Source organism: Actinomadura meridiana, from assembly GCF_039537545.1.
Classification (GTDB): Bacteria; Actinomycetota; Actinomycetes; order Streptosporangiales; family Streptosporangiaceae; genus Spirillospora; species Spirillospora meridiana.
In genome coordinates this window covers 752,801-776,978 of sequence record NZ_BAABAS010000004.1, presented here as the reverse complement: position 1 = coordinate 776,978, position 24,178 = coordinate 752,801, and the positions used below count along the sequence as shown (strand labels likewise).

At 68.5% G+C, this 24,178-nt stretch carries 26 protein-coding genes and 2 pseudogenes; 15 read left to right on the top strand and 13 right to left on the bottom strand.

Annotated features, from left to right (window positions below; translation table 11 throughout):
* Positions 1–40: 40 nt before the first annotated feature.
* Positions 41–937, bottom strand: a complete 897-nt coding sequence (locus tag ABD808_RS07715) for an acetaldehyde dehydrogenase (acetylating) (protein WP_344891990.1) — start codon at positions 935–937, stop codon at positions 41–43.
* A 96-nt stretch (positions 938–1,033) separates the two neighbouring features.
* Here ABD808_RS07715 and ABD808_RS07710 point away from each other — a divergent pair, with 96 nt between their 5' ends.
* A complete protein-coding gene (locus tag ABD808_RS07710) occupies positions 1,034–1,771 on the top strand; it encodes an IclR family transcriptional regulator (RefSeq protein WP_344891987.1) in 738 nt (245 codons plus the stop codon).
* Between the two features lie 111 nt (positions 1,772–1,882).
* On the opposite strand, the gene ABD808_RS07705 is transcribed toward ABD808_RS07710, so the two are convergent.
* Together ABD808_RS07705 and ABD808_RS07700 are read right to left on the bottom strand one after the other, a co-directional pair.
* Positions 1,883–4,042: a glycosyl hydrolase family 18 protein gene (locus ABD808_RS07705; protein ID WP_344891984.1), complete on the bottom strand. Its 2,160-nt coding sequence runs from the start codon at positions 4,040–4,042 to the stop codon at positions 1,883–1,885.
* A gap of 155 nt (positions 4,043–4,197) precedes the next feature.
* On the bottom strand, positions 4,198–6,963 hold the full coding sequence (locus tag ABD808_RS07700) for an FAD-binding and (Fe-S)-binding domain-containing protein (RefSeq protein ID WP_425548902.1): 2,766 nt from the start codon (positions 6,961–6,963) through the stop codon (positions 4,198–4,200).
* A gap of 172 nt (positions 6,964–7,135) precedes the next feature.
* On the opposite strand from ABD808_RS07700, the gene ABD808_RS07695 reads away from it, so the two are divergent.
* Positions 7,136–7,714: a Uma2 family endonuclease gene (locus tag ABD808_RS07695; protein ID WP_344891978.1), complete on the top strand. Its 579-nt coding sequence runs from the start codon at positions 7,136–7,138 to the stop codon at positions 7,712–7,714.
* A 13-nt stretch (positions 7,715–7,727) separates the two neighbouring features.
* On the opposite strand, the gene ABD808_RS07690 is transcribed toward ABD808_RS07695, so the two are convergent.
* Both ABD808_RS07690 and ABD808_RS07685 read right to left on the bottom strand, forming a co-directional pair.
* A complete protein-coding gene (locus ABD808_RS07690) occupies positions 7,728–8,918 on the bottom strand; it encodes an alpha/beta hydrolase family protein (protein ID WP_344891975.1) in 1,191 nt (396 codons plus the stop codon).
* Positions 8,919–9,132: 214 nt separating this feature from the next.
* Positions 9,133–9,417: an SbtR family transcriptional regulator gene (locus ABD808_RS07685; RefSeq protein ID WP_344891972.1), complete on the bottom strand. Its 285-nt coding sequence runs from the start codon at positions 9,415–9,417 to the stop codon at positions 9,133–9,135.
* On the opposite strand from ABD808_RS07685, the gene ABD808_RS07680 reads away from it, so the two are divergent.
* Positions 9,406–9,765 carry a nuclear transport factor 2 family protein gene (locus ABD808_RS07680; RefSeq protein ID WP_344891969.1) on the top strand — a complete coding sequence of 120 codons (360 nt, stop codon included), beginning with the start codon at positions 9,406–9,408 and terminating at the stop codon, positions 9,763–9,765. The two genes, ABD808_RS07685 and ABD808_RS07680, sit on opposite strands and share 12 nt — an antisense overlap.
* Before the next feature lie 19 nt (positions 9,766–9,784).
* Here ABD808_RS07680 and ABD808_RS07675 read toward each other — a convergent pair whose 3' ends face one another.
* Entirely contained in the window at positions 9,785–10,630 is an 846-nt protein-coding gene (locus ABD808_RS07675) for a glutamate racemase (RefSeq protein ID WP_344891965.1), read from the bottom strand.
* 69 nt (positions 10,631–10,699) lie between these two features.
* On the opposite strand from ABD808_RS07675, the gene ABD808_RS07670 reads away from it, so the two are divergent.
* Positions 10,700–11,278 carry a hypothetical protein gene (locus ABD808_RS07670; protein ID WP_344891962.1) on the top strand — a complete coding sequence of 193 codons (579 nt, stop codon included), beginning with the start codon at positions 10,700–10,702 and terminating at the stop codon, positions 11,276–11,278.
* Here ABD808_RS07670 and ABD808_RS07665 read toward each other — a convergent pair.
* Both ABD808_RS07665 and ABD808_RS07660 read right to left on the bottom strand, forming a co-directional pair.
* Complete coding sequence (locus ABD808_RS07665) at positions 11,228–12,076, bottom strand: NmrA family NAD(P)-binding protein (protein WP_344891959.1); 849 nt, start codon at positions 12,074–12,076, stop codon at positions 11,228–11,230. The two genes, ABD808_RS07670 and ABD808_RS07665, sit on opposite strands and share 51 nt — an antisense overlap.
* Positions 12,073–12,633 carry a TetR/AcrR family transcriptional regulator gene (locus ABD808_RS07660; RefSeq protein ID WP_344891956.1) on the bottom strand — a complete coding sequence of 187 codons (561 nt, stop codon included), beginning with the start codon at positions 12,631–12,633 and terminating at the stop codon, positions 12,073–12,075. The genes ABD808_RS07665 and ABD808_RS07660 overlap by 4 nt, the downstream gene beginning before the upstream one ends.
* A 122-nt stretch (positions 12,634–12,755) precedes the next feature.
* Here ABD808_RS07660 and ABD808_RS07655 point away from each other — a divergent pair, with 122 nt between their 5' ends.
* Positions 12,756–12,950 (top strand): VOC family protein, encoded by a 195-nt coding sequence (locus ABD808_RS07655; RefSeq protein WP_425548896.1) that lies wholly within the window; start codon positions 12,756–12,758, stop codon positions 12,948–12,950.
* Here ABD808_RS07655 and ABD808_RS07650 read toward each other — a convergent pair.
* Complete coding sequence (locus tag ABD808_RS07650) at positions 12,924–13,841, bottom strand: aminoglycoside phosphotransferase family protein (protein WP_344891953.1); 918 nt, start codon at positions 13,839–13,841, stop codon at positions 12,924–12,926. The genes ABD808_RS07655 and ABD808_RS07650 overlap by 27 nt on opposite strands.
* Positions 13,842–13,852: 11 nt before the next feature.
* Positions 13,853–14,194, bottom strand: a complete 342-nt coding sequence (locus tag ABD808_RS07645) for an ArsR/SmtB family transcription factor (RefSeq protein WP_344891950.1) — start codon at positions 14,192–14,194, stop codon at positions 13,853–13,855.
* A gap of 41 nt (positions 14,195–14,235) precedes the next feature.
* Between ABD808_RS07645 and ABD808_RS07640 the strand changes: the two are divergent.
* Both ABD808_RS07640 and ABD808_RS07635 read left to right on the top strand, forming a co-directional pair.
* Positions 14,236–15,468 (top strand): annotated as a pseudogene (locus ABD808_RS07640) (MFS transporter); the annotation flags it as partial.
* Between the two features lie 12 nt (positions 15,469–15,480).
* A pseudogene (locus tag ABD808_RS07635) lies at positions 15,481–15,810 on the top strand (AAC(3) family N-acetyltransferase); the annotation flags it as partial.
* A gap of 126 nt (positions 15,811–15,936) precedes the next feature.
* Here ABD808_RS07635 and ABD808_RS07630 read toward each other — a convergent pair.
* The 3 genes from ABD808_RS07630 to ABD808_RS07620 are packed head-to-tail and all read right to left on the bottom strand — an operon-like array spanning position 15,937 to position 17,185.
* Positions 15,937–16,119: a DUF397 domain-containing protein gene (locus ABD808_RS07630; protein ID WP_344891947.1), complete on the bottom strand. Its 183-nt coding sequence runs from the start codon at positions 16,117–16,119 to the stop codon at positions 15,937–15,939.
* A 2-nt stretch (positions 16,120–16,121) separates the two neighbouring features.
* Positions 16,122–16,304, bottom strand: coding sequence for a DUF397 domain-containing protein (locus tag ABD808_RS07625; protein WP_344891944.1), 183 nt, complete (start codon positions 16,302–16,304; stop codon positions 16,122–16,124).
* Complete coding sequence (locus tag ABD808_RS07620) at positions 16,301–17,185, bottom strand: helix-turn-helix domain-containing protein (RefSeq protein ID WP_344891941.1); 885 nt, start codon at positions 17,183–17,185, stop codon at positions 16,301–16,303. Before ABD808_RS07620 ends, ABD808_RS07625 begins: the two co-directional genes overlap by 4 nt.
* A gap of 32 nt (positions 17,186–17,217) precedes the next feature.
* On the opposite strand from ABD808_RS07620, the gene ABD808_RS07615 reads away from it, so the two are divergent.
* From ABD808_RS07615 to ABD808_RS07580, 8 genes are all read left to right on the top strand, one after another.
* Complete coding sequence (locus ABD808_RS07615) at positions 17,218–17,655, top strand: ATP-binding protein (RefSeq protein ID WP_344891938.1); 438 nt, start codon at positions 17,218–17,220, stop codon at positions 17,653–17,655.
* A gap of 23 nt (positions 17,656–17,678) precedes the next feature.
* Entirely contained in the window at positions 17,679–18,527 is an 849-nt protein-coding gene (locus ABD808_RS07610; RefSeq protein ID WP_344891935.1) for an alpha/beta fold hydrolase, read from the top strand.
* Between the two features lie 146 nt (positions 18,528–18,673).
* On the top strand, positions 18,674–19,579 hold the full coding sequence (locus ABD808_RS07605; protein ID WP_344891932.1) for an amidohydrolase family protein: 906 nt from the start codon (positions 18,674–18,676) through the stop codon (positions 19,577–19,579).
* Positions 19,576–20,310 (top strand): RraA family protein, encoded by a 735-nt coding sequence (locus ABD808_RS07600; protein WP_344891929.1) that lies wholly within the window; start codon positions 19,576–19,578, stop codon positions 20,308–20,310. Before ABD808_RS07605 ends, ABD808_RS07600 begins: the two co-directional genes overlap by 4 nt.
* The gene (locus tag ABD808_RS07595) at positions 20,307–21,362 is read left to right on the top strand and encodes an alcohol dehydrogenase catalytic domain-containing protein (RefSeq protein WP_344891926.1); all 1,056 of its coding nucleotides are present in this window, start codon (positions 20,307–20,309) and stop codon (positions 21,360–21,362) included. Before ABD808_RS07600 ends, ABD808_RS07595 begins: the two co-directional genes overlap by 4 nt.
* A 59-nt stretch (positions 21,363–21,421) precedes the next feature.
* Positions 21,422–22,546 carry an ABC transporter substrate-binding protein gene (locus tag ABD808_RS07590; RefSeq protein ID WP_344891923.1) on the top strand — a complete coding sequence of 375 codons (1,125 nt, stop codon included), beginning with the start codon at positions 21,422–21,424 and terminating at the stop codon, positions 22,544–22,546.
* A 1-nt stretch (position 22,547) separates the two neighbouring features.
* A complete protein-coding gene (locus tag ABD808_RS07585; RefSeq protein WP_344891920.1) occupies positions 22,548–23,351 on the top strand; it encodes an ABC transporter ATP-binding protein in 804 nt (267 codons plus the stop codon).
* On the top strand, positions 23,348–24,172 hold the full coding sequence (locus ABD808_RS07580; RefSeq protein ID WP_344891917.1) for an ABC transporter permease: 825 nt from the start codon (positions 23,348–23,350) through the stop codon (positions 24,170–24,172). The genes ABD808_RS07585 and ABD808_RS07580 overlap by 4 nt, the downstream gene beginning before the upstream one ends.
* Positions 24,173–24,178 lie beyond the last annotated feature (6 nt).

Genomic DNA, 24,178 nt, shown 5'->3' with positions numbered 1-24,178 from the left:
CTGTGGGGGGACGACCCCCACGCCTCCCGGTTCGCTTCGCTCATGCCGTGACCTTCCCGCGCGCAAGCTGCTCGCCCACGCGGGCCGCCGCGGCGGTCATGATGTCGAGGTTCCCCGCCCACGTCGGCAGGTGGTCGCCGTTGCCCCGGACCTCCAGGAACACGGCGACGCGGGCCATCCCGTTCCAGATGTCGCGCGGCTCGTCGAACTGCGGCGCCGCGCGCAGGGCGTACCCGGGGACATACGCCTGCACCTCGGCGACCATCGCCTCGATCGACGCGGTGACGGCCGCGGCGTCGGCGTCCGGCGGGATCGCGCAGAACACCGTGTCCCGCATGATCATCGGTGGCGTCACCGGGTTCAGGATGATGATCGCCTTGCCGCGCCCGGCGCCGCCGACCCGCTCGATCGCCCGGGCCGTCGTCTGCGTGAACTCGTCGATGTTGGCGCGGGTGCCGGGCCCGGCGGAGCGGGACGCGATGGACGCGACGATCTCCGCGTACGGCACCGGCACCACCGACGACACGGCGTGCACGATCGGGATCGTCGCCTGCCCCCCACACGTGATCATGTTCAGGTTGGGCGCGTCGGCCAGCGTGCCCAGGTTCACCGGCGGGCACACGAGCGGTCCCGCCGCCGCGGGCGTCAGGTCGATCGCCGTGATCCCCGCCTCCGCGTAGCGCGGCGCGTTCGCCAGATGCGCCTTCGCGGACGTCGCCTCGAACACCAGGTCGGGCAGGGTCGGCTGGGCCAGCAGCCAGTCCACCCCCTCCGCCGACGCCGGGACGCCGAACGCCCTGGCCCGTTCCAGACCGTCCGACTCCGGGACGACCCCCACCATCGAACGGACGTCGATCAGCTCGCTGCGCATCAGCTTGACCAGCAGGTCTGTGCCGATGTTCCCGGGCCCCACGATCGCCGCGGTCACCCTCTCCATGGGCCTCCCCCTCCTTCTCTCGGCGCACGGGGAGCCTCCCCCGCCCGGGACGACGCGGGCAAGGCCGCCGTCCCGCCTGGTGGGACACTTCCCCGTATGGCACCTTCCGGCTCGTTCCTCGGCCGCGCCGTCGCCCTGCTGTCCGCGTTCCGCGCGGACGACGACGACCTCGGCGCCGCCGAACTGGCGCGTCGCAGCGGCCTGCCGCGATCGACGACGCACCGGCTCGCCCTCGACCTCGTGGAGGCCGGGCTGCTCGAACGGCGCGGCACGCGGGTGCGGCTCGGCCTGAAGCTGTTCGAGATCGGGCAGCGGGTGCCGAGACAGCGGGTGCTGCGGGACGCCGCCGTCCCGCTCATGTCCGACCTGCGGGAGGCGACCCGGCAGACCGTGCATCTGGCGGTGCTGGAGGGCCGCGAGGTCGTCTACCTGGAGATCCTCGGCTCGTCCGGCGGGCCCCGGCTGCCGTCGCGGGTGGGCGGCCGGCTGCCCGCGCACGTGACGGGCGTCGGCAAGGCGATCCTGGCGTTCTCCGCACCGGACGTGGTGCGGGCCGTCCTGGAGGCGGGCCTGGTCAAGGCCAGCGAGCGGAGCGTCACCGCGCCCGGCCTGCTGGTCAAGGAGCTGGAGACGATCAGGCGCGAGGGCGTCGCCTACGACCGGGAGGAGTCGGGCAAGGGGATCGTGTGCGCGGCCAGCCCGGTCCTCGGCCCGGACGGCCTTGCCCTTGGCGCGCTGTCGGTGTCGGGCTGGTCCACGGTGCTGCGTCCGGCGGTGGTCGCGCCCGCCGTGCACACCGCCGCGCTTACCCTCTCCCGCACGCTGATCGGCTGACTTTTTCAGAACACACAGGGCGCACGCCGGGCGGCTGACGCCTTTCAGAAATGCGCAGGGCGCACGCCGCGACGGCGTGCGCCCTGCTTTCGTTCGGCTGACCCTAGAAGGTCACCGGCGGAGGCCGGAGGTCTTCGGGTAGTCCTGGGTCAGCGCGTAGGACTTGCCTCCGAACGTGAGGACGTAGTTGGACGGCGTCGCGATGGGCAGCTGGTAGCTCAACGCGACGGTCGCCGTACTCCCGCTCGGGATGCTCGACCAGCTCGGCACCGTGAGGGTGACCTTCTGGAAGTCGCCCTTGAGGCCACCGGTGTTGTTTCCGGTGTGGCCCGCCTTGACCGAGAGTGTCCAGCCGGTCTGCTGGGTCATCGAGGCCGGAGCGGACGTGCCGTAGTCGAACGTGAAGGTGGCGCCACCCGGAATGGTCTGGCCCGAATTGTTGGTGATCTTCATCTTCGGGCTGATCGGGTAGTTGCTGTCGCCCACCGGGAAGTCGCCCAGGTCGACCTTCACGTCCAGGACGTCGGCCGGCGGCTTCTGGTCGGACTTCTGGTTCCCGTACGGGCTCGCGCCCTTCAGGTTGTCGTAGATCGTGTTGATCAGGGTCTTGCCCATGAAGTACTCGCCCTTGCCGTCATTGCGGGCGGGGTCCCAGGCGTAGTCACCGGCGAGTTCCCAGATCATGATTCCGCCGATGCCCTTGCTGGCGACGTACTGGGCCTTGGCGGCGATCGACTCCTCGTCCTCCGTGGACAGGAACACCTTCTCCTGCGAGTTCCACAGCCACGGGGCCTTCATCGTGCTGTCGTAGTTGCGGGCGTACGTGCCGACGAGACGGTCGTCGGGGTCGTTCGCCGGGTCGAGGCCGTACGCGCCGATGTAGCTTCCCGCGATCCCCTTCTCCAGGTTCTTCGCGTGCCACATCGGGTTGCTGCCCGAACCCATTTCCTTGCCGTTCTCGTCAAGGTCGTGCCAGATGTTGTCGATACCGACACCACCGTCGCCGCAGGGCGTCGTGGAACCCACGTCACCGGCGGTTCCCTTCGGGCACTTCTTCTGGTCGGGCAGTGCGGACTTGCCCCACATGCCGTTCGTGCCGCCCGTCACGTTCTGCCAACCGCGCGTGTAGAAGGGAACGCCGATGTTGATGCGTCCCGACTGCATCGCGCCTCGGAAGTAGTGGTAGGCCCAGTCGGTGTCCAGATACCCCATTCCGTAGGCGCTGTAGACGCCGCCTTCCTGGAGTTCGTTGTCCTTGCCGTTGTCGTACAGCGCGGCGTTCGGACCGACGAAGTGGTTCCACGTTCCGTGCAGGTCGTAGGTCATGAGGTTGGCGTAGTCCAGGTACTGGGTGACCTGGTAGGTGTCGTGCCCGCGCAGGATCCAGCCGGACGCCGACACGGCGGCGGTCAGCATGTAGTACTTGCCGTCGGCGGCGCTCGCCGCGTCCAGCTTCTCGCGCAGGGTCTTCATCAACGCGACGTAACCGGCCATCAGCTTGGCGCGCCGCGGGTTGGAGAAGGTGAAGTCGTCCGGGTGCCCGGCGTACTTCATCGAGGTGGCGTACTCGTAGTCGATGTCGGCGCCGTTGAACCCGTACTTGCGCAGGAACTCGACCACCGAGTCGGCGAACGTGTTCATCTTCGCCTGGTTGTCGGTCAGCGTGTAGAAGCCGCCGGAGGCGACGCGCTTACCGTTGTCGTCGAGGTAGCCGCCGGACTCCGCCCAGCCGCCGATCGAGATCAGCGTCTTGACGTTCGGGTGCTGCTTCTTGAACTTGTTGAGCAGGTTGAAGTGGCCCTTGTACGGGTACGCGGGATCCATTTCCGCGCCCTTCACGTCCGGCCACTCCATGCCGGTCGCCGGGTTGGACGCCGAGTCGCCGCCGACCGAGACCTTGCTCTGGTCGTCGATGTGGGCGAACGCGTAGTTGATGTGGGTGACCTTGTCCCACGGAATGTCGCTGGCGAGGTACCGGGGCGTGTTGTTCGCGCCGGTCCGCCAGCTGGTGAAGTAGCCGATGGTGCGACGGGGGTGGCCCTCGCCCATCTTCTCCCGACCGGCCTCGTCGTAGACCTCGCAGTACGGAGGCGTGACACCGGGGGCCGTGTACAGCCCGTCGGGGCGGCAGTCGGCGTTGGCGAGGGTGGTCGAGCTGGCGGGGGGCAACACGGCCAGGGAGAGGCCGAGTATCAGGGTGAGCGCGGTACACACGGCCAGGAACGGCCGGAGTGGGAGACTGGTGCGCACGGCGGGGGAGTTCCCTTCCATTAATTAGGAAACTATACTAATTGTGAGGAACATAACCGCACTTCAAGCGCTGTGCAAGCCTCAAGTTTCAAGGGTCCCATTCGATGGGAACCGGTCCAGCAAGAAGACCAGACCAGTCCGGCTCGGCCCGTCGACCGATGGTTGCGACCGGTCGGTCAGGCGCCGTCCGGGAGGTGCCGGGCGAGGAGTTCGGCGAGATGCTCGCCGTCGCGGGACGCCAACTCGCGGAGCTGCGTCCGGCAGCTGAACCCATCGGCGAGGACGACGCCGTCCGCCCCCGTCTCCCGCACCGCCGGGAGCAGTTGATGCTCGGCGACCGCGACCGACACGTCGTGATGGCCCTTCTCGACCCCGAAGTTTCCGGCCAGCCCGCAGCAGTTTCCGAGCCTGCGCACCTCGGCCCCGGCCTTCTTGAGAAGGGCGGCGTCCTTCGTCCAGCCCATCACAGCGTGGTGGTGACAGTGGGGCTGCGCGATCCCGGCGACGCCGGACAGGTCGGGCGGCGTCCAACCCGGGGTCTCGGCGAGCAGCTCGGCCAGCGTGCGGGTCGCGGCGGCCACCTCGCGGGCGGCGTCGGCGTCCGCTCCGGTCAGCAGTTCCTCGGCGTCGGACCTCAGCACGCCCGTGCAGGACGGCTCCATGCCGACGACCGTGGCGCCCCGCCGCACATGCGGCAACAGCGCCCGGACAGTGCGCCTGACCTGCGCGCGCGCCCCGTCGAGCTGCCCCGTCGAGATCCACGTGATCCCGCAGCACACGGGACGTTCGGTGACCGTGACGCGATAACCCGCGTGTTCGAGCACCTTCACGGTCGCCTCGCCAACCTTGGGAGAGAAGGCGTCGGTGAAACTGTCGACGAACAGGACGACATCTCCGTGACGCCCCTCGACACTCCGATGGGACGCGAACCAGCGCCGGAACGTCGTGGGCGCGAACGCGGGCAACGTCCGCCGCCGGTCGATGCCCGCGCCCCACGCGACCAGCGGTTTCAGCGCCCTTGACCGCATCGCCGCGTTCATCACCCTGATCGCTGGAGGCACCTTGGCGGCGAACCGCGTCCATCGAGGCAACCAACCCAACGCGTAGTGCGAACGCGGCCGGACCCTTCGGCGATACCGCTGATACAACGCCTCGGCCTTGTAGGACGCCATGTCGATACCGGTCGGGCAGTCGGACGCGCACCCCTTGCACGAAAGGCACAGATCGAGCACGTCATGCACGGCCTTGGACTTCCAACCGACTGGCCCGAGGTCGCCGGTGGCGAGTTCTTGGAGGACCCGCGCACGGCCACGCGTGGAGTCCTTCTCCTCCCTCGTCGCCAGGTAGGACGGGCACATCACCCCGCCCGCGCCGGTGTTGTCGGCACGGCACTTGCCCACGCCCGTACACCGGTGCACGGCGCGGGCGAAATCGCCGCGATCGTCCCGATAGGAGAGCCCCAGCTCCCGCCGTATCGGGACGACCCGCGCCGCCCGCAGCTCGGCGTCCACCGGCGCCGGACGGACGATGACCCCCGGATTGAGCAGATCATCAGGATCGAAGACGTCCTTGACGGCCGAACACAGCGCCAGCGCCTCGGCCGAGTACATGTGCGGCAGCAACTCGCTCCGGGCCCGCCCGTCGCCGTGCTCACCCGACATGGTGCCACCGTGCCGCGCCGCGAGCGTGGCCGCCTCGGTGAGAAAACCCCGGAAAACACGAACGCCGTCGTCCCGCCCCAGCGGAAAGTCGATGCGGACGTGAATACATCCGTCGCCGAAGTGCCCGTACGGCACACCGAACAACCCGAACTCCCCGAGCAACGCCTCAAGCTCCCGCAGATACTGGCCGAGCCGCTCGGGCGGAACCGCCGAGTCCTCCCAACCCGCGTGCGCCTGCTCGCCGCCCGGCGTCCGCGCGACGAGCCCGGACCCGTCCTCCCGGATCCGCCACAGCGCGTCGCCGAGCGCCATGTCCTCGACGAGCATCGAGTCGACGCACCCCGACTCCTTGACGACCTGCCCCGCCGTCGCGCGCAACGCCCCGATCTCCGCCCCGGCCAACTCCACGAGCATCCACCCGGACCCACGCGGCAACGGCGGCACCGCGTCGGCGCCCCGCCGCTCCCGCACGACCCCGGTGATCCGCGAATCCAAGCCCTCACACGCCACTGGCCCGTAAGGCAGGATCGCGGGCACCGCGTCGGCCGCCTCCGCCATCGACCCGTACCCGAGAACCACCAGCAACCGGCACGCGGGCTCCCGCACCATCCGAATCCGCGCCGCCAGCGTCAACGCCAGCGTCCCCTCACTCCCCACGAGGGCCTTCGCGACATCGAACCCGTTTTCGGGCAACAGATGCTCAAGCGAGTAACCGGACACCTGCCGCCCGAACCGCCCGAACTCCGTCCGCACCACCGCGAGATGGTCGCCCACCACTCCCCGAAGCCGCTCAAGAACCGCACTCTCGGTTCCGCTGTCGGGCACATCACCAAGCCGCAGCCGCTCCCCACTCCCGGTCACCACATCGAGCCCCAGCACGTTGTCGCTGGTCCGCCCATACCCGAGCGCCCGCGACCCGCAGGCGTTGTTGCCGATCATCCCGCCGAGCGTGGCCCGCGTCCGCGTCGACGGATCGGGCCCGAACCGGAGCCCGTGCGCCGCCGCGATCTGATGCAGCCTCGCCTGGACGATCCCGGGCTCGACCAGCGCCGTCCCCGCCTCCGGATCGACCTCCAGGACCCGGTTCACATACCTACTGACATCAACGACGACACCCGGCCCGACCGCGTTGCCCGCGATGGACGTCCCGCCGCCCCGCATCGTCAACGGCACCCCGGCGTCCCGGCAAACCCCAAGAACGACGGGCAGTTCGCCCGCCTCCCGAGGCGTCACCACCACCAGCGGCGGCACCCGGTACAACGAGGCGTCCGCCGAGTACATCGACCGAGCGAGCACGGAGTCGTCCACCCCACCGACCCCGGCCCCCCGCAAGGCCGCCACCAACTCACCGCACTCGACACGATCGGTCACCCCACCCACGTTAGGCCACCGGTGAACACCGCTCACAGCCCGTAGGCTGACCAAGCCCCGTCCCCCACCCGAGAGCGTGCCTGTGCGGTGTAACCCGATCACCTGGGAGACGTTCCTGGGACTCGACCAGGACGTCCAGCGAGACCTGGAGATCGTGGACGGTGTCCCAGTACCGCGCGAAGAACGCACCCGCGAACACCAGAAGGTAGGCGCCCGCCTGGCCCAAGCCCTGGAACAGGCAGCCGCGCACCCGACGGAGAACTACGAAACCGACACCCAGGTCGATGTGCTCCTGTGGCAGGCGCCGCCCACGGCCCGGAAACCAGACGTGGTCTTGCATCACCACATCCCGGCGTCCACCCACCTGGCGGCCGAGCACGCGGTCGTCGTCGCCGAGGTGCAGTCGACCTCGTCCAGACGCCGCGACCGCGTCCACAAGATGAGCGACTACGCCGACGCGGGCATACCGCACTACTGGTTGGTGACGTTCGACAAGATCGGGGCATTGTCGATCGAACGCTACGCCTCGCCACTCGGGTCACACCGTTACACGCAAATCGGAACGACGCACCGGGACATGGGCCCGGTCGCTGTCACGGTGACGGACCCGTTTCCCATGGAGATCCTGTGGGAGCACCTTGAGGTGGCGCCCCGCGTGTGATCCGGCGTTCGGGTTAGGGGATGAACTCTATTTCGGGGTATCGGGGGGACGGGCCGGAGAACAGGTGGTTGTCTCGGTGGCGTAGGTGGAGGTCGAAGAAGGCGCGTAGGTAGGCGCGTTGGGCGGGGATGGCGCGGTTCGCGCTGATCGTGCCGATGTTGTTGGTCAGGGCGGCGGTCACCTCGGGCCGCATCGGGACTCTCCTGATCAGCTGCTGGGCTAGCGGGGCGAGGTCGGTGTAGGTCTGGTGTCCCGAGTCGCGGAGGAGCAGTTCGCGGCGCCAACCGCGCAGGCGTGGCCAGAAATCCGCCCAGGTCGGGTCATTGTCACGGCCGTGTCCGGCGCTGGCCATCAACAAGAAGGGACGGTCCAGGCCCGTCTTGGCGACTGGCCCGATGACGCTGCCGTCCAGATTGACACCGGCGAGGATCCGAGGGTCCTGGGCCATTGTTTCGGCGGCTGCGGCACCGCCGAGAGAGTGTCCGAACATGCCAACCCTGGACAGGTCGAGAGAGGCCGACAATCCAGGAGGCAGGCTGCGACGGGCCGAGAGAGTGTCCAGAACGAAGCGGGTGTCGTCTCGGCGGACGCGGAGTGCCAGCGCGTATTCATCATCGGTCGGCTTGGCCGGTTGCCGACTCAGTTCGAGTCGACGTCCGGGGAACTCAACGATTTCAGCTTCATGGGTGTGGTCGATGGTGACGACGACGTAACCGTGGCTTGCCAGATCCTCGACCAGCGAAGTGCCGAATGCACGCATCGTGCGAAAGCCTGGAGAGAAAAGCACCACTGGATGACGCCGTCTGCGCGCGTCGACGGGGCCGTTCTGGCGGGCGTGTGTCTGTGGAAAATCGACATTGTCCAGCGATGTCTGGAGGTCTTGGGCGGTCTGCTGCCTGTAGAGCGCCATCGTCGCGGGTGGGAGCCAGGGAGCGAGCTTGGCGCCGCCGCCGTTCCGAGTCGGGTACCACAGGCTGACCATCAGTTCGCGTGGCGTGGACGGCGACGTCCACGGGTCTCGGCGTGAATGGTCGATCAGGTGGAGTGACGTCGTCCCAATCCGGTGCGGCCCGGTCGGTCTTGGCAACGTCAGCCGAACACGGCGGTCCGCCGCAGCCGTTCCGGTGGTGGCGAACAGCAGCCCGGCTGTTCCGGCCGCGGTCAGGACAGTTCGCCGTGTCGGGCCGGGAGTGAGTGCGCTCATCGGAGCCTTTCATCCGCAGGTGATGAAACACGAGGACGTTCCACCGATGGTGGCGGTGCGGGCGAAGACAGCGATAGGCCCGGACGTGATCTCAGGGTTTAGCCAGGGACATTCCCCTAGCGCTCTCAGGGTCCAAATCCGGCAGATCCCGGAGGCGACAATGAATCGGCGGCCGGAGGTGGTGGGATCGGTGGCTCGGGGTGGGCGAAGAGGTCTAGCCGGTCGCGGCGGGTCCGTTGAGGCCGTGACCGAGGAGGTCGAGGAGGCGGCGCGCCTGGTCGACGTCGGTCTGTGCGGCGGCGACCGCGTTCACGAGTGTCAGGACCTCGGCCACGGTCAGGTCGGCGCGGACGGTGTTGGCCTCCTGGGCTCTGGTGAGCAGTTTCTCGGCGGTCGAGGTCAGCGAGGCGTGCCAGCGGTCGAACAGCCAGGAGGAGCGATGACCTTCACCGCTGATGACCGTGTCGCGGTCACCGACCTGATCTCCATGCACGGCCATCTGTGCGACAGCGGGGAGCTGGATCGGCTGGACGAACTACTCACGCCGGACGTCATCTACGACATCTCCGACGTCGGCCAGGAACCCTTGCGGGGCGTGGCCGCGTGCGTCGCCGCCGGACGCGCGTTGGGCGAGCACAACCCGGTCGGTCATCACGTCACCAACGTCGTCCTCTCCGAGATAACCGACGACCGGGTGCAGGTGCGGTCCAAGGGGATCGCCGTCAACGCCGACGGCACCACCGCGAGCGTGACCTACGAGGACACCGTCCTGCGCACGTCAGCGGGTTGGCGGATAAGCCACCGCAAGTTGCGCGTCCACCGCGCGCCCCTTGGTGGACGAGTCTGAGCCCTGGGGCCGGTGGGACCTACGCGGTCTCGGTTCGCTGCGGGAGTCGCACGCCCAGGGCGGGAGTCTCGGTCCTCTCGGCGAGGAGGGCCTCGCGGGAAATCCGTCCACCCGTCGCGAGGGAGCGGCCGACGGGGTAGGCATGCGCGCTCGCCGGAAGGTCCCCGGCACGCCCGCTGAGCATCACGTCGACACCGCCCACGGTGCCGTCCGACACGACGGGCTGGGGCAGACGCCGCAGAGTCTGACGAGCAACGGCCTCCGCGCTGTCGTAGAGGGTCGCCCCGGCGCGCAGACGCCGCAGGATCTCGGGCGCTACCAGGGGATAGTGCGTGCAACCCAGGACGACGGCGTCGCAGTGAGAAGGCGTCCGCGAGGCCGCGTCGTCGATGGCCTTGGACGCGGCGTCCACATCCCCGTGGTCGATCGCCTCGGCCAGCCCGGGACAGGCGATCTGTTCGACCGGCTTCCCGTTGGCGAAGTCGGCGATCAGACGAGCCTGGTAACTGCTCTCCGTCGTCCGGACGGTCGCCCACACCGCGATGCTCCGTCCCGCCGCCGCAGCGGGTTTCACCGCCGGGACGGTTCCGATCACCGGCACCCCGGGCTCGAACTCCCCGCGCAGGACGTCGATCGCGGTGACGGTGGCGGTGTTGCACGGAACCACGATCGCGTCCGCGTCCTGCTTGAGTGCGCTACGAGCCGCGCTGAACAGCCGATCGGTGATGAAGGGCGTACTCTGCGACCCCCAGGGCGCGCCATCGGGGTCCATGAGGAGCAGCAGATCAAGCTCCGGCGCGAGATGCCGCAGCCAACCGGCAGTGGAAAGCAGACCAAGCCCCGAGTCGATCAATGCCACCTTCACGACAGCCAAGCTATCAAGCCCGCCGATCACCCTCCTGGCGTGAGGTGATGTGTCTGTCACAGTGCTTGCATGGCTTTACCGCTGGGCGACAGGGACAGGTTCGCCGTAGAGGTCGGTGACGAGGCCGACCAGCCGCTACGCCGTGTCGACCTGTGGGCCGCCGGTCACTGGTTGACCCGCGACGACAACATGGCCTTCGTCGAGCAGTTCCGAAGAGCCGTGGCCGACACGGCTGGTTGGGTGCGCTCCGGACAGGCTGAACCGCTCCCGTTCCCTGGAGTGTCTCCTGCGGCCGCCCACCGACGACTCCTTGACGGCATCCGTGACCTTGACGACGACTACCCGCAGTTTCGCCCTTTTGATCGCTGGGGTCCTACTACCGACAACGTTCTGGGCTTCCTGTTTCGGGACGGCGACAGCCTGGTTCTCACCTTCGAGTTCTGGCGTGAAGAGCATTTGCGCAAGCATCCTGAGCACGCCGGGACGGTGCTGGTGGCCGTGCTGTCAGTGGACGAGTTCGCTGGAATTCTTGACCAGCTGGTCGCGGTGCTCGGGCAGGGGCGTAATGCGGAGCCCCCGGGTGCGGAATGGCCTCGTTCAGGTGTTGGTGAGGTGGGCGGTGATGGTGCGGGGTTCGCGGTCCAGTAGTTCGGTTAGGAGGGGGGTGACTTCGGCGAAGTGGCCTGCTCGGGCTGCGTGGAAGAAGCCGAGCAGCATGTGGGCCATGGGTTCGGGGGTTCCGGTTTGCAGTCTTTCGGTGAGCCATTGTTCGTCCGGCACGGTGACTCGCTGAATCTCGCGGCCGGTTATTTTGGAGGCCCGAGTCGCGATGTCGTCGAATGTGACGGCCTCACCGGCGGTGAGTGTGACGGGGCCGTCGAAGGGGCGGTCGCTGAGGAGGATGGTTGCCGCTGCCTCGGCGGCGTCGGCGCGGTCCGTCCAGGAGACTGGGCCGTCGGCGGGGGCGGCGATGACGTCCGTTTCCCGCCAGGGGCCGAGTAGCCACGCGAGGCTGTGGGTGTAGAAGCCGTTTCGGAGTGAGGTCCATTTGACGCCGGATTCGGCGAGGAGTTCCTCGGTGGCGGCGTGGGCGGGGGCGGCGGCGAAGAGGCTGTCGTTGCTGGCCGCCTGATGGCTGGTGTAGAGGATGCGCTGGGCCCCGGCGGCGATCGCGGCCTCGATGCCCGCGCTGTGCAGGGCGGGTGCGTTGGCGTGTGGGTTGTTGGTGGAGACGAGGAGGACCTGTTCGGCGTCCTCGAAGGAGTGGCGCAGTGCGGCTGGGTCCTCGTAGGAGCCTTGGCGGACGCGTACGCCACGGTCGGCGAAGTGCTGTGCCTTCGCGACGTCACGGACGCTGACGCCGATTCGCTCGGCGGGAACGTGCTTGAGGAGATGTTCGACCGTTGCGCCGTTGAGTGCGCCGGTCGCGCCAGTGACGACGATCATGAGGGCGTTCCTTTCGGTGCGGGTCTGTGCAGGAGCGGCAGGAGGATGTCGTCGACGAGGTGCTCGACGAAGCGTTCGTCGCACGGCTCGCCGACGATCACGACGCGGCGCATGATGATGGCCGGGGCGACCTCGGCGAAGAGTTCGGCGGCCTGGGGCGTCAGGTCTTCGCCGACTCGGATCGCTTTGCGCAGCGGCTCGTCGGTCATCGCCGCCGCGTCCTGACGCCGGATGCGGCGCATCTCCTCCGCGAGTCTCGGGTCGCCGCGCATAGCGGCGAACAGGGCGCCGAGGAGACCGATGTCCTGCTCTGAGATCCGTTGCGCCAGCCATGAGACGAGTTGGATGAGGTTCTCGCGGAAGTCGTCCGCTGTGGGCTCCGGGGGAGTGGAGTGCGAGCGGTGCTCGACCGCGGCGGCGACGAGGGCGGCCTTGTCGCGGTGGCGGCGGTAGATCGTGGTCTTCGCCGCCCCGGAACGGCCCGCGACGGCCTCGATGGACAGCCGTTCGTATCCGACCTCGGTCAGCAGGGACAGTGTCGCGTCGAGAATGACCACGTCACGACTCGTGTCACGCGGCCGTCCCATGCCGGACGACCTGCCCCCCTCGCTGGACGCACTTTCCACGAGGACCGCCTACTTTCGCTACGCTACGGACTCGTATCGAAAGTAGCGCCGAGGTGGCGCCACGGTCAAACTTGTTGGTTCTGAACACCGACGACTTTCGTCGGGATTATGAGCGGATGCGGGCGGCCGGGGTTGTGTTTGAAGAGGCGCCACGGGAGGAGATGTACGGCACGGTTGCCGTGTTTCGGGATCTTTACGGGAACCGCTGGGATCTGATCCAGCTAGGCCGTGGCGATGAGGCGTCGTAGGGCGGCCTGGGCGGGTGGGCCCCAGCTGGGCTTGCCGCCTGGACGGCCATGGAGACCGGCGTCTCCGATGAGGATGCCGACGAGGGCGCGGGCCACCGCCCAGCCTCGGGCGCGGCGCAGGGTCGCGGCGTCGGGGGTCGGCTGGTAGGCGGCGTGGAAGCGGTCGGCGGCGCCGTCCGGGAGGAGAAGCCAGGCGGCGGCGAGGTCGAAGGCCGGGTCGCCCGCGAACAGGTCACCGAAGTCGACCACGCCGGAGATGGCGCCGTCCGTGGTGAGGACGTTGGCCGGATGCAGGTCGCCGTGAAGCCAAAGTGCGGGGCCGTCCCAGTCGGGCGCGGCGGTGGCGTCTTCCCAGATCGCGCGGACGGCCTCCGGGTCGGGGACGAGGTCCAGTTCGGTGGCTGAGGTGAGCTGGTCGGCGAATCCGGCGGTGTGGTCGCGCGGCGGTCCTCCTCGACCACGGCCCTCGGGTGCGTTGTTGGGGGCCGGTTGATGAAGGGCCGTCAGGAAGGCGGCCAAGGTGTCGGCGCTCTCCGCGGCACGGGTGGCGGAGGCGCGGTCGGCGGGCTCGCCCGGCACCCAGGTGGTGACGATCCAAGGCCGTGGAAACCGGGCGGACGGTTCGCCCAGGCGTTGCGGGACGGGCACCGGCAACGGAAGCCGCGGGGCGAGGGCGGGCACCCAGGTGTGCTCTTTGCGCAGGAGCGCGTCCGCCGACTGCGTCGCCCAGGGCAACCGGACGGCGAGGTCGTCGCCGAGTCGCCACAGCTGGTTGTCCCAGCCACGCGCGCCGAGACGCACGGGACGATCGGCCAGGTCAGGGTGCTGGTCGCGCAGCAGCTCCCGCACCAACTCGGCGCTGACCTCGGTCTCGGTCTCGGCGTGGGTCATGTGGGATGACGTTAGTCGGTGCCGGTGGTCGCGCCGTCGAGGGCCTGGCGGTGTGCGGCGAGCACGGAGTCGAGCAGGCCGGGGAACAGCGCGTCCAGGTCGTCTCGGCGCAGCCGGACGAGGCGGGACCTCCCTTGCATCGTTGTCCAGGTCACGCCTGCCTCGCGCAGCACCCGGTAGTGATGCGACAGCGTCGTCTGGTGGACGTCGACTCCGGCGCCGATCACGTTGCAGAAGTCCTCGCCCATCCGGTCGAGCCGCAGGACGAGGTCCAGCCGCACCGGATCGCTGAGCGCGCGCAGCACGTCCACCAGCCGGATGGCCTCCGTCGCCGGTTGTGACACCTCACGCATCGCCGCCCCCTCCGTTCCGCACAACCGCAGCCTAGCGACGCATGCATATATGGACAAGCATCCATATATTGCTTAGGGTTTCGCTTCGTACTTCGCGGCTTCCTCCGGAAAGGCGGCACCACCCGGTGTTGAGACGACTTCTTCCGCTGGCCCTGGCGACCTTCGCCGTCGGCACCGACAGCTACGTCATCGCGGGTCTGCTCCCCGCCATGGCCGCCGACCTGGACGTGTCCACTCCCGCCGCCGGGCAGTTGGTGACGGTGTTCGCCCTGGTCATGGCCCTGTCAGCACCCGTCATGGGCGCACTCACCAGCGCGTTGGACAGACGGTCCGCGCTCCTGATCGCGTTGAGCGTCTTCGTGGTCGGCAACGCGGCCACGGCGCTGGCCACCAGCTACGAGGTCGTGATGATCGCCCGCGTCGTCACCGCGATCGGGGCCGGGACGATCAACTCCGCCGCGTCCAGCGCCGCCGGGGCCATCGCGCCCCCCGAACGACGAGGGCGGGCACTCGCCTTCGTGCTGGGCGGCCTCACGTTGGCGACGGCGCTGGGGCTTCCGCTCGGCACGCTGATCGGACGTTCCGACTGGCACATCACCCTGTGGGCCGTCGCCGGAATCGGACTCGTCGCGGCCCTCGGAATCGCCGTCGGCCTGCCCAAGATGACGCTCCCCGCCGCCTCGCTGGGCGACCGGCTGCGTCCGCTCAAGCAAGGCCGGGTTCTCGCGCTGCTGGCCGTCACGACGCTGGCCTTCCTCGGCGCCTACACCCTCTACACCTACATCGGCCCCGCCCTACGGGACGCGACCGGCGGCTCCGAATCGTGGTTCACCGTCGTCCTGCTGGTCTGGGGAATCGGCATCCTGGCCGGGAACATCGTCGCGGGACGGCTCGTCGACCGGCACGATCCCGCGCGCGTGCTGACCGCGCCCCTCGCCCTCGCCGCCCTCGCCCTCGCGTTCACTCCGGTGGCGACGGACACGCTCGCGTCCACCTTGGTATGGGCGGCGATCTGGGGTGTGGCACTGGGCGTCATCGTGGTCCCGCAGCAGCACCGTCTCATCGCGCTCAGCCCGGCCGCCGCGCCGATCCTGCTCGGCCTCAACTCCTCAGCAATATACGTCGGGATAGCCCTCGGAGGCGGCCTCGGGGGAGCGGTGCAGGAGTGGTTCGCCATCGCGCCCGTCACGCTGGGGCTGCCAGCCGCCGGTGTCACGACCCTGGCGCTGCTCTACCACCTGACAACCACCCGCCGCCGCCCACCCGAACCCCGGCCGACCCCGTCCGCCCCGCCCTACGACTTCACCGACTGGCCCGAAGACTGGCAGGCCGCCGTCCGCGCCGAGCACCCCGCCTACGACCCGCGCGTGAGCGAGGCCGACCACAACAACGGCCGGTTGCCCGAGGCGCTGCGCCGCTGGCCGGGCGCGGTACGCAGCCGTCACCCGGACGCCAGCTTCGCCGCCCTCGGCCCGGCCGCCCACGCCCTGATGGACGACCACCCGTGGGACGACCCGCACGGTCCCGACAGTCCGCTCGCCCGGCTGGCCGCCAGAGGCGGCCGGGTGCTGATGTTGGGTGCGCCGCTCGAAGCCCTGACGCTCCTGCACCACGCGGCCACCTTTTCGAGGTGACCGACGTCGTGGCTTTCGGCGTCAGGTGGATGGAGACCAACCTCGCGTGACCCGCCCACCACAGCCGACGCCTTCGCGCGTGGTCGCGCCCAGCCACCGAAAGACGCGCTAGCGCTGCTGTTTGAGCCGTCCCACCAGCTCCGCGAACTCGTCGGCGTTCAGGGTGAGGTGACCCCCGTCCGGGTCCTTCGAGTCACGCACCCCGATCCCGGACGCAAGTCGTCCCAGCTCAACGCACACATCATCGTTCGCCGAGCCGCTGTAGGAACTCTTGCGCCACTGGGTGTTCACGGCTAGTGCTTGCGCTTGATCTCTTCGACCAGTTCCGTGAACTGGGTGCTGGTCAGGGTGAGATAGCCAGAATTTGGTGCCTTCGAGTCACGGACGCCCAACCCGGACGTGAGGCGTCCCAGCTCGACGCAGTGCTCGTCATTTGCTCCGCCGCTGTGAGAGCTCTTACGCCACTGGATGCTCATTCGTAACTCTCCAAGTATCGTTTGATGATCTCGCGAGAGCCCTCCTCGGAGAGCGCCTTCGCGCCGATACGATCGAACATAACCGACAGTTCGCGAACCTCGCCAGGCGTTTCGATCAACCGACCCCCGTTCTGGGCGCCCGAATAGGCGATGTCGCGGCTCTCCAGGCTGAGGAGCCGGAGTGACCCGTCGACGCCAAGGTGAGCGCCTGACTTGAACGGAACGATACGGAGAGTGATCTGCGGCAGGTCGGCCATGACGAGCAGGTGCTCTAGCTGTGCTTTCATCGCCTCCGGGCCGCCTACTTCACGTGCTAGCACGCTCTCATCGAGCGTGGCCCACATCTCGACGTCATCAGCCCTCTCGAAGAATGCCTTCTTCCGTTCGATCCGCCTGGCCATTGTCTCCTCGCGGTCTTTCCGGGTGCTGACCTGGACGTACGCCGAGGTGTAGTCGTCGGTTTGGAGGGCGAGGGGGATCACCTGGCCGTGGTAGGTCTTGATCAGGTTGGCTTCCTGCTCGTACTTGACGAGCTGCCTTCCCCAGTTGGGATCATGAGCCATTCGGGCAAACCACAGCAAGAGCTGAAATAGAAGGCCCGTCCCGTAGTGCCGGTCGAGAGCCCGCGCATGGTCATCTTGCAGGCGTCGTCGTCCCGCCTCGAAGTTGGATACAGTCCCCCGCGTTACCCCCATGATCTCTCCGCACTGAGTAAGTGAGAGGCCCGTCTTCTCGCGCCAAAAGCGCAGGTAGAAGGCCAGGAAGTGCCACATGGAGAGCTTGGGGTTGAGGGGATCGCGAACGATGGGCATTGCTTCCTCCCTGTATCCAGCTTGGGTGACTACAGGCGAAACGTAGAACACCCCGGTGATGCTTGTCACAGGAATTCGGAAATTCGGTCGGGGAGGGAACGATGGTGATGACGGCGACGGGGGAAATGATCGTTCCCCTCATGGGAACGGCGGCTTCGGTGGGGCTCGCGCGGACGCTTGCCGAGGCGCGACTGTGCAATTGGGACTATTCCCACATTCTTGACGATGCGCTTCTTGTCGTCTCCGAACTCGTGACTAATGCCGCACAACGGACGCCGAATCAGGAGATTCGGGTGCAGATCAGCCGGGATGCCGGTGGTGTCATCCTCGCTGTCTGGGACCGTGATCCTCAGTATCCGCGTGCGGTGCCGCAGCGGTTGCTCAGTCTGGATGACCTCGATCTGTCGAGTGAGGCGTTCGACGACAACGGGGGGTGGGGGCTGCATATCGTGCAGGCCCTGTCGGTTCAGTGCGGGGCGACGCGAGATCCGGCCGGGGGCAAATGGGTGTGGGCCAGAATGAACCCGTTCGTTTCCTGATCGCTCGCATCTGAGGAGTCATCATGTCCCCCCGTCCTACGTCCATGCTGTTCGTGCACGGTTTCTGGTTCGGCGCCTGGTGCTGGAGCGAGGTCATCGAGCGGGTGGCCGCTACCGGACGCGCGGCCGTCGCCGTCGACATGGCGGGGCATGGGCTGCGCGCCCGGTGGCCCCGGTGTCTCGCGATGCGTCCGTTCGACCCTGAAGGGCTCGCCACCGAGGTCTCGCCGGTGGCGGGGGTCGATCTTGAGCAGGCGGGGGAGCTGCTGGTGTCGCAGATCCGGCGGCTCGCTCAGGACGGGCCCGTCACCGTCGTCGCGCACAGCATGGGCGGGGCCCCGGTGACGTGGGCGGTGCAGCGGGTGCCGGAGCTGGTGGCGCACGTGGTGTATCTGGCCGCGTTCATGCCGCGTTCGGGCGTTCCGTCCGGCGACTACGCGCAGTCTCCCGAGAACTTCGACAGTCTCATCGGTCCGGCGCTGCGCGGCGACCCGGGGGTGATCGGCGCGCTGCGGCTCGATCTCGCCTCCGCCGACGCCGACTACCGTGAGCTGCTTCGGAACGCGTTCTTCGATGATGTCGCTCCGGAGGCGGCGGAGGGCGTTGTCGGGCTGTTGACGCCTGACAGCCCGGTCGCCATGCAGGTCGTCGGCACTCGGTTGACCGCTGATGGGTGGGGGTCGGTGCCGCGTACGTACATCACGTGCGCGCGGGACTGGGCGCTGCGTCCGGCGGTCCAGCAGCGGTTCATCGCCGAGGCCGACGCGGACTTTCCCGACAACCCGACGTCGGTCGTGTCGCTCGACTCGTCGCACTCGCCGTTCCTGTCGATGCCCGACCGGGTGGCCGAGATCGTGACCAAGCTGGACTGACGTTTCGGGACGCGGATCACGCCGTTCGGGCCGGTTGACCCTCTTGACCAGCAATGCCCGGTCGTGCACACTCGCTTCAACCAGCGCACAATTGTGCGACGGACGAACCTGGTCCGCAGACTATCCGTCCACCCGAATCGAGCCCCATGACCTCAGCAGAGGCGACGCGGGGCGGCAGGAGGGTCGCCGCCCCACCTCACCCCGATCCGAAAGTCCCCGACCTGAGACTGCCGCCGCGAAGCTGCGACGCGCACTGCCATATTTTCGGACCCGGTCACGTCTTCCCCTACCCGGAGGACCGGGCCTATGACCCACCCGATGTGTCGAAGGACGATCTGCGTCGGCGGCACGACCTGCTGGGGTTGGACCGGGCCATCATCGTCCAGTCCGCCGCCCACGGCACCGATCACTCGGCGTTGGTGGACGCGCTGCGCACCTACCCCGACGTGTATCGGGGCGTGGCGCTGCTGACGCCGCGCAGCACGCCCGAAGAAGTCGCCGAGTTGCATGAGGCGGGCGTGCGGGGGGTGCGGGTGCAGTTCATGCCGCATCTGGGGCCCGGGCCCAAGCCGAGTGAGCTGCGGGCGATTCTCGACCTCGTCCGCCCCTATGCGTGGCACGTCTCCTTTCACATCGGGGGGAACTCCGTTGTCGACATGTACGACACGCTCCGGTCGACCGGGCTGCCCGCGGTGATCGACCACATGGCGCGGGTCGATCTGCGGACCGGCCTGGACGGTGACCAGGTGCGGGCGCTGCGCCGCCTGCTCGACACCGGTGACGTGTGGGTGAAGCTCAGCGCGCCTGAGCGGCTGTCGTTCGAGGGGCCGCCCTACGCGGACGCGGTCGAGCTGGCTCGGCTTCTTGCCGTGCAGGCGCCCGAGCGTTGTCTGTGGGGCACCGACTTCCCGCATCCCAACGTGCCGCAGATGCCGGACGACGGTCTGTTGGTCGATCTCATCGAGCGGATCGTCCCGGACGAGAGCGCCCGGCACCGCATCCTCGTCGCCAATCCCGCCGGGATCGCCGACTTTCCTCCGGAGCCACGATGACCAGCTTGCATCCGCGCGGGACCGTCTTCACGCGGGCGCCCCAACCGTCGGAGAAGATTCTGCGGGCCTACGAGACGCTCGCGGTGGCGTCGGTCCATGAGGCCATGGGCCAGCGGAATCTGCTGCGCGGCGTCCGGCCGCTGGCGTCCGGGGCCCACGTGGTCGGACGGGCCGTGACGGCGCTCGACCTGTCCGGCAGCAACCTCACCTTGCACGCGATGTTGGAGGTCGCCGGGCCCGGTGACTTCCTGGTGTGGACGTCCCAGCACGGGCCCGTCGACTCGGCGGTGTGGGGCGCCAACGTGAGCGAGTCGGCCGCAGCGCGGGGGCTGGCGGGCGCCGTGATCGAGGGGCACGCCCGGGACATCGCCGACATCGAACGGGTCGGGTTCCCGCTGTGGGCGCTGGGCGTGACCCCGGCCGCCACCGGCAAGACCCGCACGGGCTGGGGCAATGTGCCCGTCGTGTGCGGCGGCGCCTATGTGCGGCCCGGGGACCTCGTCGTCGCGGACGGCGACGGGGTCGCGGTCGTCCCGTTGGAGGACGCCGAATGGGTCGCCGAGGCGGCCGCCGCCCGGGACCTGCGGGAGACCACGACGCTGACCCCGCGCGTGCGTGAGGGGAAGTCGCTGTTCGCGGTGCGTGAGTGGGCCGGAAACTTCCCTGCCGACGGCGGACACTTCGTCGACGCCGAATGGAACCAGTCGGACACAGAGAGCGGAGAGAAATGAAGGCCGTCGTCGCCCTGGAGACCGGTCCGCCTAGCGTGATGAAGTGGACGGACGCGGAGCCGCCCAAACCCGCGCGCGACGAGTGCGTGGTGAAGGTCGAGGCGTGCGGTGCGTGCATGCACGAGGTGCTCGTCCGGCGGGGCGACCGGACGGGCGGCACCGGGTTCCCGATCATCCCGGGGCACGAGGTCGTCGGAGAGGTCGTCGAGATCGGCGCCGACGTCGTGGACTTCGCGGTCGGCGACCGGGTGGTCTCCAACCAGCGGCAGCGGGTCTGCGGCAAATGCCGGGAGTGTCGGACGGGGCGCGAGACACGGTGCCCGCGCAAGGTGTTCCTCGGCGACATCGGCCTGAACGGCGGCTACGCCGAACTCGTCGCGGTGTCGGACGGAAGCCTGGTGAAGGTCCCGGCGGGCCTCACCTCACCGGACGTCGCGGTGGCGTCCTGCGCGATCGGAACGGTTCTGAACGCGCTGCGCGACGTCGCGCACGTGGAGCTGGGCGAGACGGTGCTGGTCACCGGCGCGGGTGGCGGCATCGGCCTGCACGCCATCCAGCTCGCGAAGGCGTCGGGGGCGCGCGTCGTCGCGCAGACCACCTCGCCCGGCAAGGTCGAGGCCGTTCGGGACGCGGGCGCGGACGAGATCCTGCTGGTCGAGCGGGGCGCCGACTACAGCAAGGACGTCATGGAGGCCACCGGTGGGCGGGGCTGCGACATCGTCCTGGAGAACGTCGGCGCGGCGTCGTTCCTGTCGAGCGTGAAGACCGTCGGCATGCACGGGCGGTTGGTGCTGATCGGCGAGGTGCAGAAGAAGCCGCCGCAGGTCGTGGCGGACCTGGTGGGCTGGCGGGGCCGCGACATCTCGATCCTGTCGGCGGCCAGCACCACCAAGCGGCAGTTGGAGGACGTGCTGACGCTGATGGAACGGGGCGTGGTGAACCCGGTCGTGACCGACACGCTGCCGATGTCGGAGGCGTCGCGAGCCCACGAGATCTTGGAGAGCGGCTCGGTGACCGGACGGATCCTGCTCGTCCCCGACATCGCCGGATGACCCCGCCATATGAAACGGCCATATGACACCGCCGGACGACACTGGGAGAGGAAACGAAGATGGGACCTCGTAGACCGGGCTCATTGGCATTCCGCGTCGTGGCCGGGGCCCTTGTCGTCGCGCTCGCGGCGGCCGGGTGCGGTGACGGCGGCGGCAATTCGCAGGAGGACGGGAAGAATCTGCGGACCGTGAAGGTCGCGCTGTCCATCAAGGCGATGAACTCCAGTTTCGCCGCCATTCCGGTGGCCCGTTACCTCGGTTATTTCAAGGAGGAGGGCCTGAAGGTCGAGACGACGTTCACGCCCGGTTCCACGCAGGCGATCCAGGCGGTGGCGGCCGGGCAGATGGACATGGCCGCGCCGGTCCCGCAGGCGTTGATTCCGGACGCGGTGAAGAACAAGTCCGACCAGCGGATGTTCTTCAACTGGGCGCGGTCGCAGGTGGCGAGCTTCGCCGTCGAGTCCAGCAGCCCGATCAAGAGCTGGGCCGACTTCAGGGGCAAGAAGATCGGGGCGCAGAGCCTCGGCAGCGGGACGATCCCGCTGGCCAAGGCCCTGCTGCGCGAACAGGGCCTGAACCCGGACACCGACGTCAAGTTCGTGTCGGTCGGTCTGGAGGCCGGTGCGTACCACGCGCTCCAGAGCAAGCGGGTGGACGCGCTGATGCTGTTCGACTCGCAGTACGCGGCGATGGAGAACATCGGCGCCAAGCTCCGCTACTTCAAGTCGTCGCTGTCCGAACAGCTGTTCTCGACCGGGTTCTCGGCGAAGCAGTCGTTCATGAAGGCCAACCCCAAGGTGATCGAGGGGTTCGGGCGGGCGATGGCGAAGGCGAACGTCTTCACCACCGCCAATCCGGAGGCGGCCATCAAGATGATGTACGACATCTATCCGAAGACGAACATCCCGGGCGTCCCGGAAGACAAGAAGATGGAAGACAACAAGCGCATCCTCGCGTTGCGCACGACGTACGTCACCAGCGGGAACCCGGACGCCAACAAGACCTGGGGCGCGTTCCCCGATTCGGGTGTGAAGGCGTGGAGTGACTTCTCCGTCGCCACGAAACTGACGTCCACGTCGTTCAAGCCCGACCAGATCGTGAACAACCAGTTCGTGACGGCGTTCAACAATTTCGACACCCAGAAGATCAAGAACACGGCGAAGAACTACAAGTTCGAGGACTGACATGGCGACGACAGAGCACGCGGTCGAACTGGCCGGTCTGCGTCACGTGTTCGCCGGACGGGGCCGGGGCCGCCGCGCCGTGCACGGCGTCGAGGCCGTCAAGGGCGTGGACCTCACCGTCGCGCCCGGCGAGTTCGTGAGCATCGTCGGCCCGAGCGGCTGCGGCAAGAGCACGATCCTGAAGATGATCGCGGGGCTGCTGCGTCCCACCGAGGGCGCGGTGCGGGTCTGGGGGGAGCCCGTCACCGGCCCGCGCCGCGACATCGGCATCGCGTTGCAGGACGCGACGCTGCTGCCGTGGCGGGACGTGATGTCCAACTGCCTGTTCCCCGTCGAGCTGCACGGCAAGGTGACCGACGCGGCCCGCGAGCGGGTGACGGGGCTGCTGGAGCGGGCCGGTTTGTCGGGGTTCGAGGCGCGGCGTCCGAAGGAACTGTCGGGCGGGATGCGGCAGCGCGTCGCGATCTGCCGGGCGCTGGCCGACGACCCCCGGCTGCTGCTGCTCGACGAGCCGTTCGGCTCCCTGGACGCGCTGACCAGGGAACAGATGAACATCGACCTCAACCGCATCTGGCGGGAGACGGAGAAGACCGCCATCCTCATCACGCACGGGATCGACGAGGCGGTGCTGCTGTCGACCCGGGTGGTGATCCTCTCGGAGCGTCCCGGGACCGTGGTGGAGGTCGTCACGCCGCCGTTCCCCAAGGTGCGGACCAAGGAGCTGATGGCCACCCCGGAGTTCGCCGAGGTCTGCGGGCAGGTGCGGGACCGGTTGTTCGCGTCCGAGTCGAAGGTCGGCGGATGACCGCCGCGCCCAAGCACGCGCCCTCCGCGGGCGCGCTGCCGACGGGTCCACCACCGCCGCGGGGTGGGGTCGTGGTGCGGTGGGGCGGGCTGGCCTTGGTGACTGTCGTCCTGCTCGCCGCCTGGCAGATCCTGCCGTCCGGGGTGCAGGGCAACGGCAGTTCCGTGCCGAAGCTGGACGCGGTGCTGAAAGCGCTCGGACCTTCCGGCGAATGGGGCAACTACCTGAAAGCGCTGCGCGTCACGCTCGGCGAAGCGTTCTTCGGGCTGATCGTCGGTTTCGTCGCGGGTGTGGTGCTCGGGGTGCTGCTCGGCGAGTCCAGGATCCTGCGGCAGGGCTTCTACCCGTACGCGGTCGCGTTGCAGGCGCTGCCGCCGATCGCGCTCGCCCCGATCTTCGTGATCTGGTTCGGGCTCGGCATGGAGTCCAAGATCGGGCTGGTCGGCGCGGCGACGCTGTTCCCCATCCTGGTGAGCACGATGGCGGGCGTCGCCGAGACGGACCGGGGCCGGATCGAGATGGCCACGGCGTTCGGGGCGTCCAAGGCGCAGATCCGGCGCAAGATCGTGTTTCCGGGGCTGGTGGTGCCGATCTTCTCCGGGCTGGAGATCTCGGTGGTGCTGTCGTTCCTCGCCGCCATCGCCGGTGAGCTGATCAGCGCCAACTCCGGCATCGGCGTGATTCTTCAGGTCTACCAGCGCGACTTCCGGCTGGCGGAGGAGTTCGCCGTCCTGACGATCCTGGTCGTGGTCGGGCTGGTACTGGCGCTGCTGGTGCGGCTCGCCCGGCACGTCGTCCTGGAGCGCATGCCCAATGAATGAGGTGGC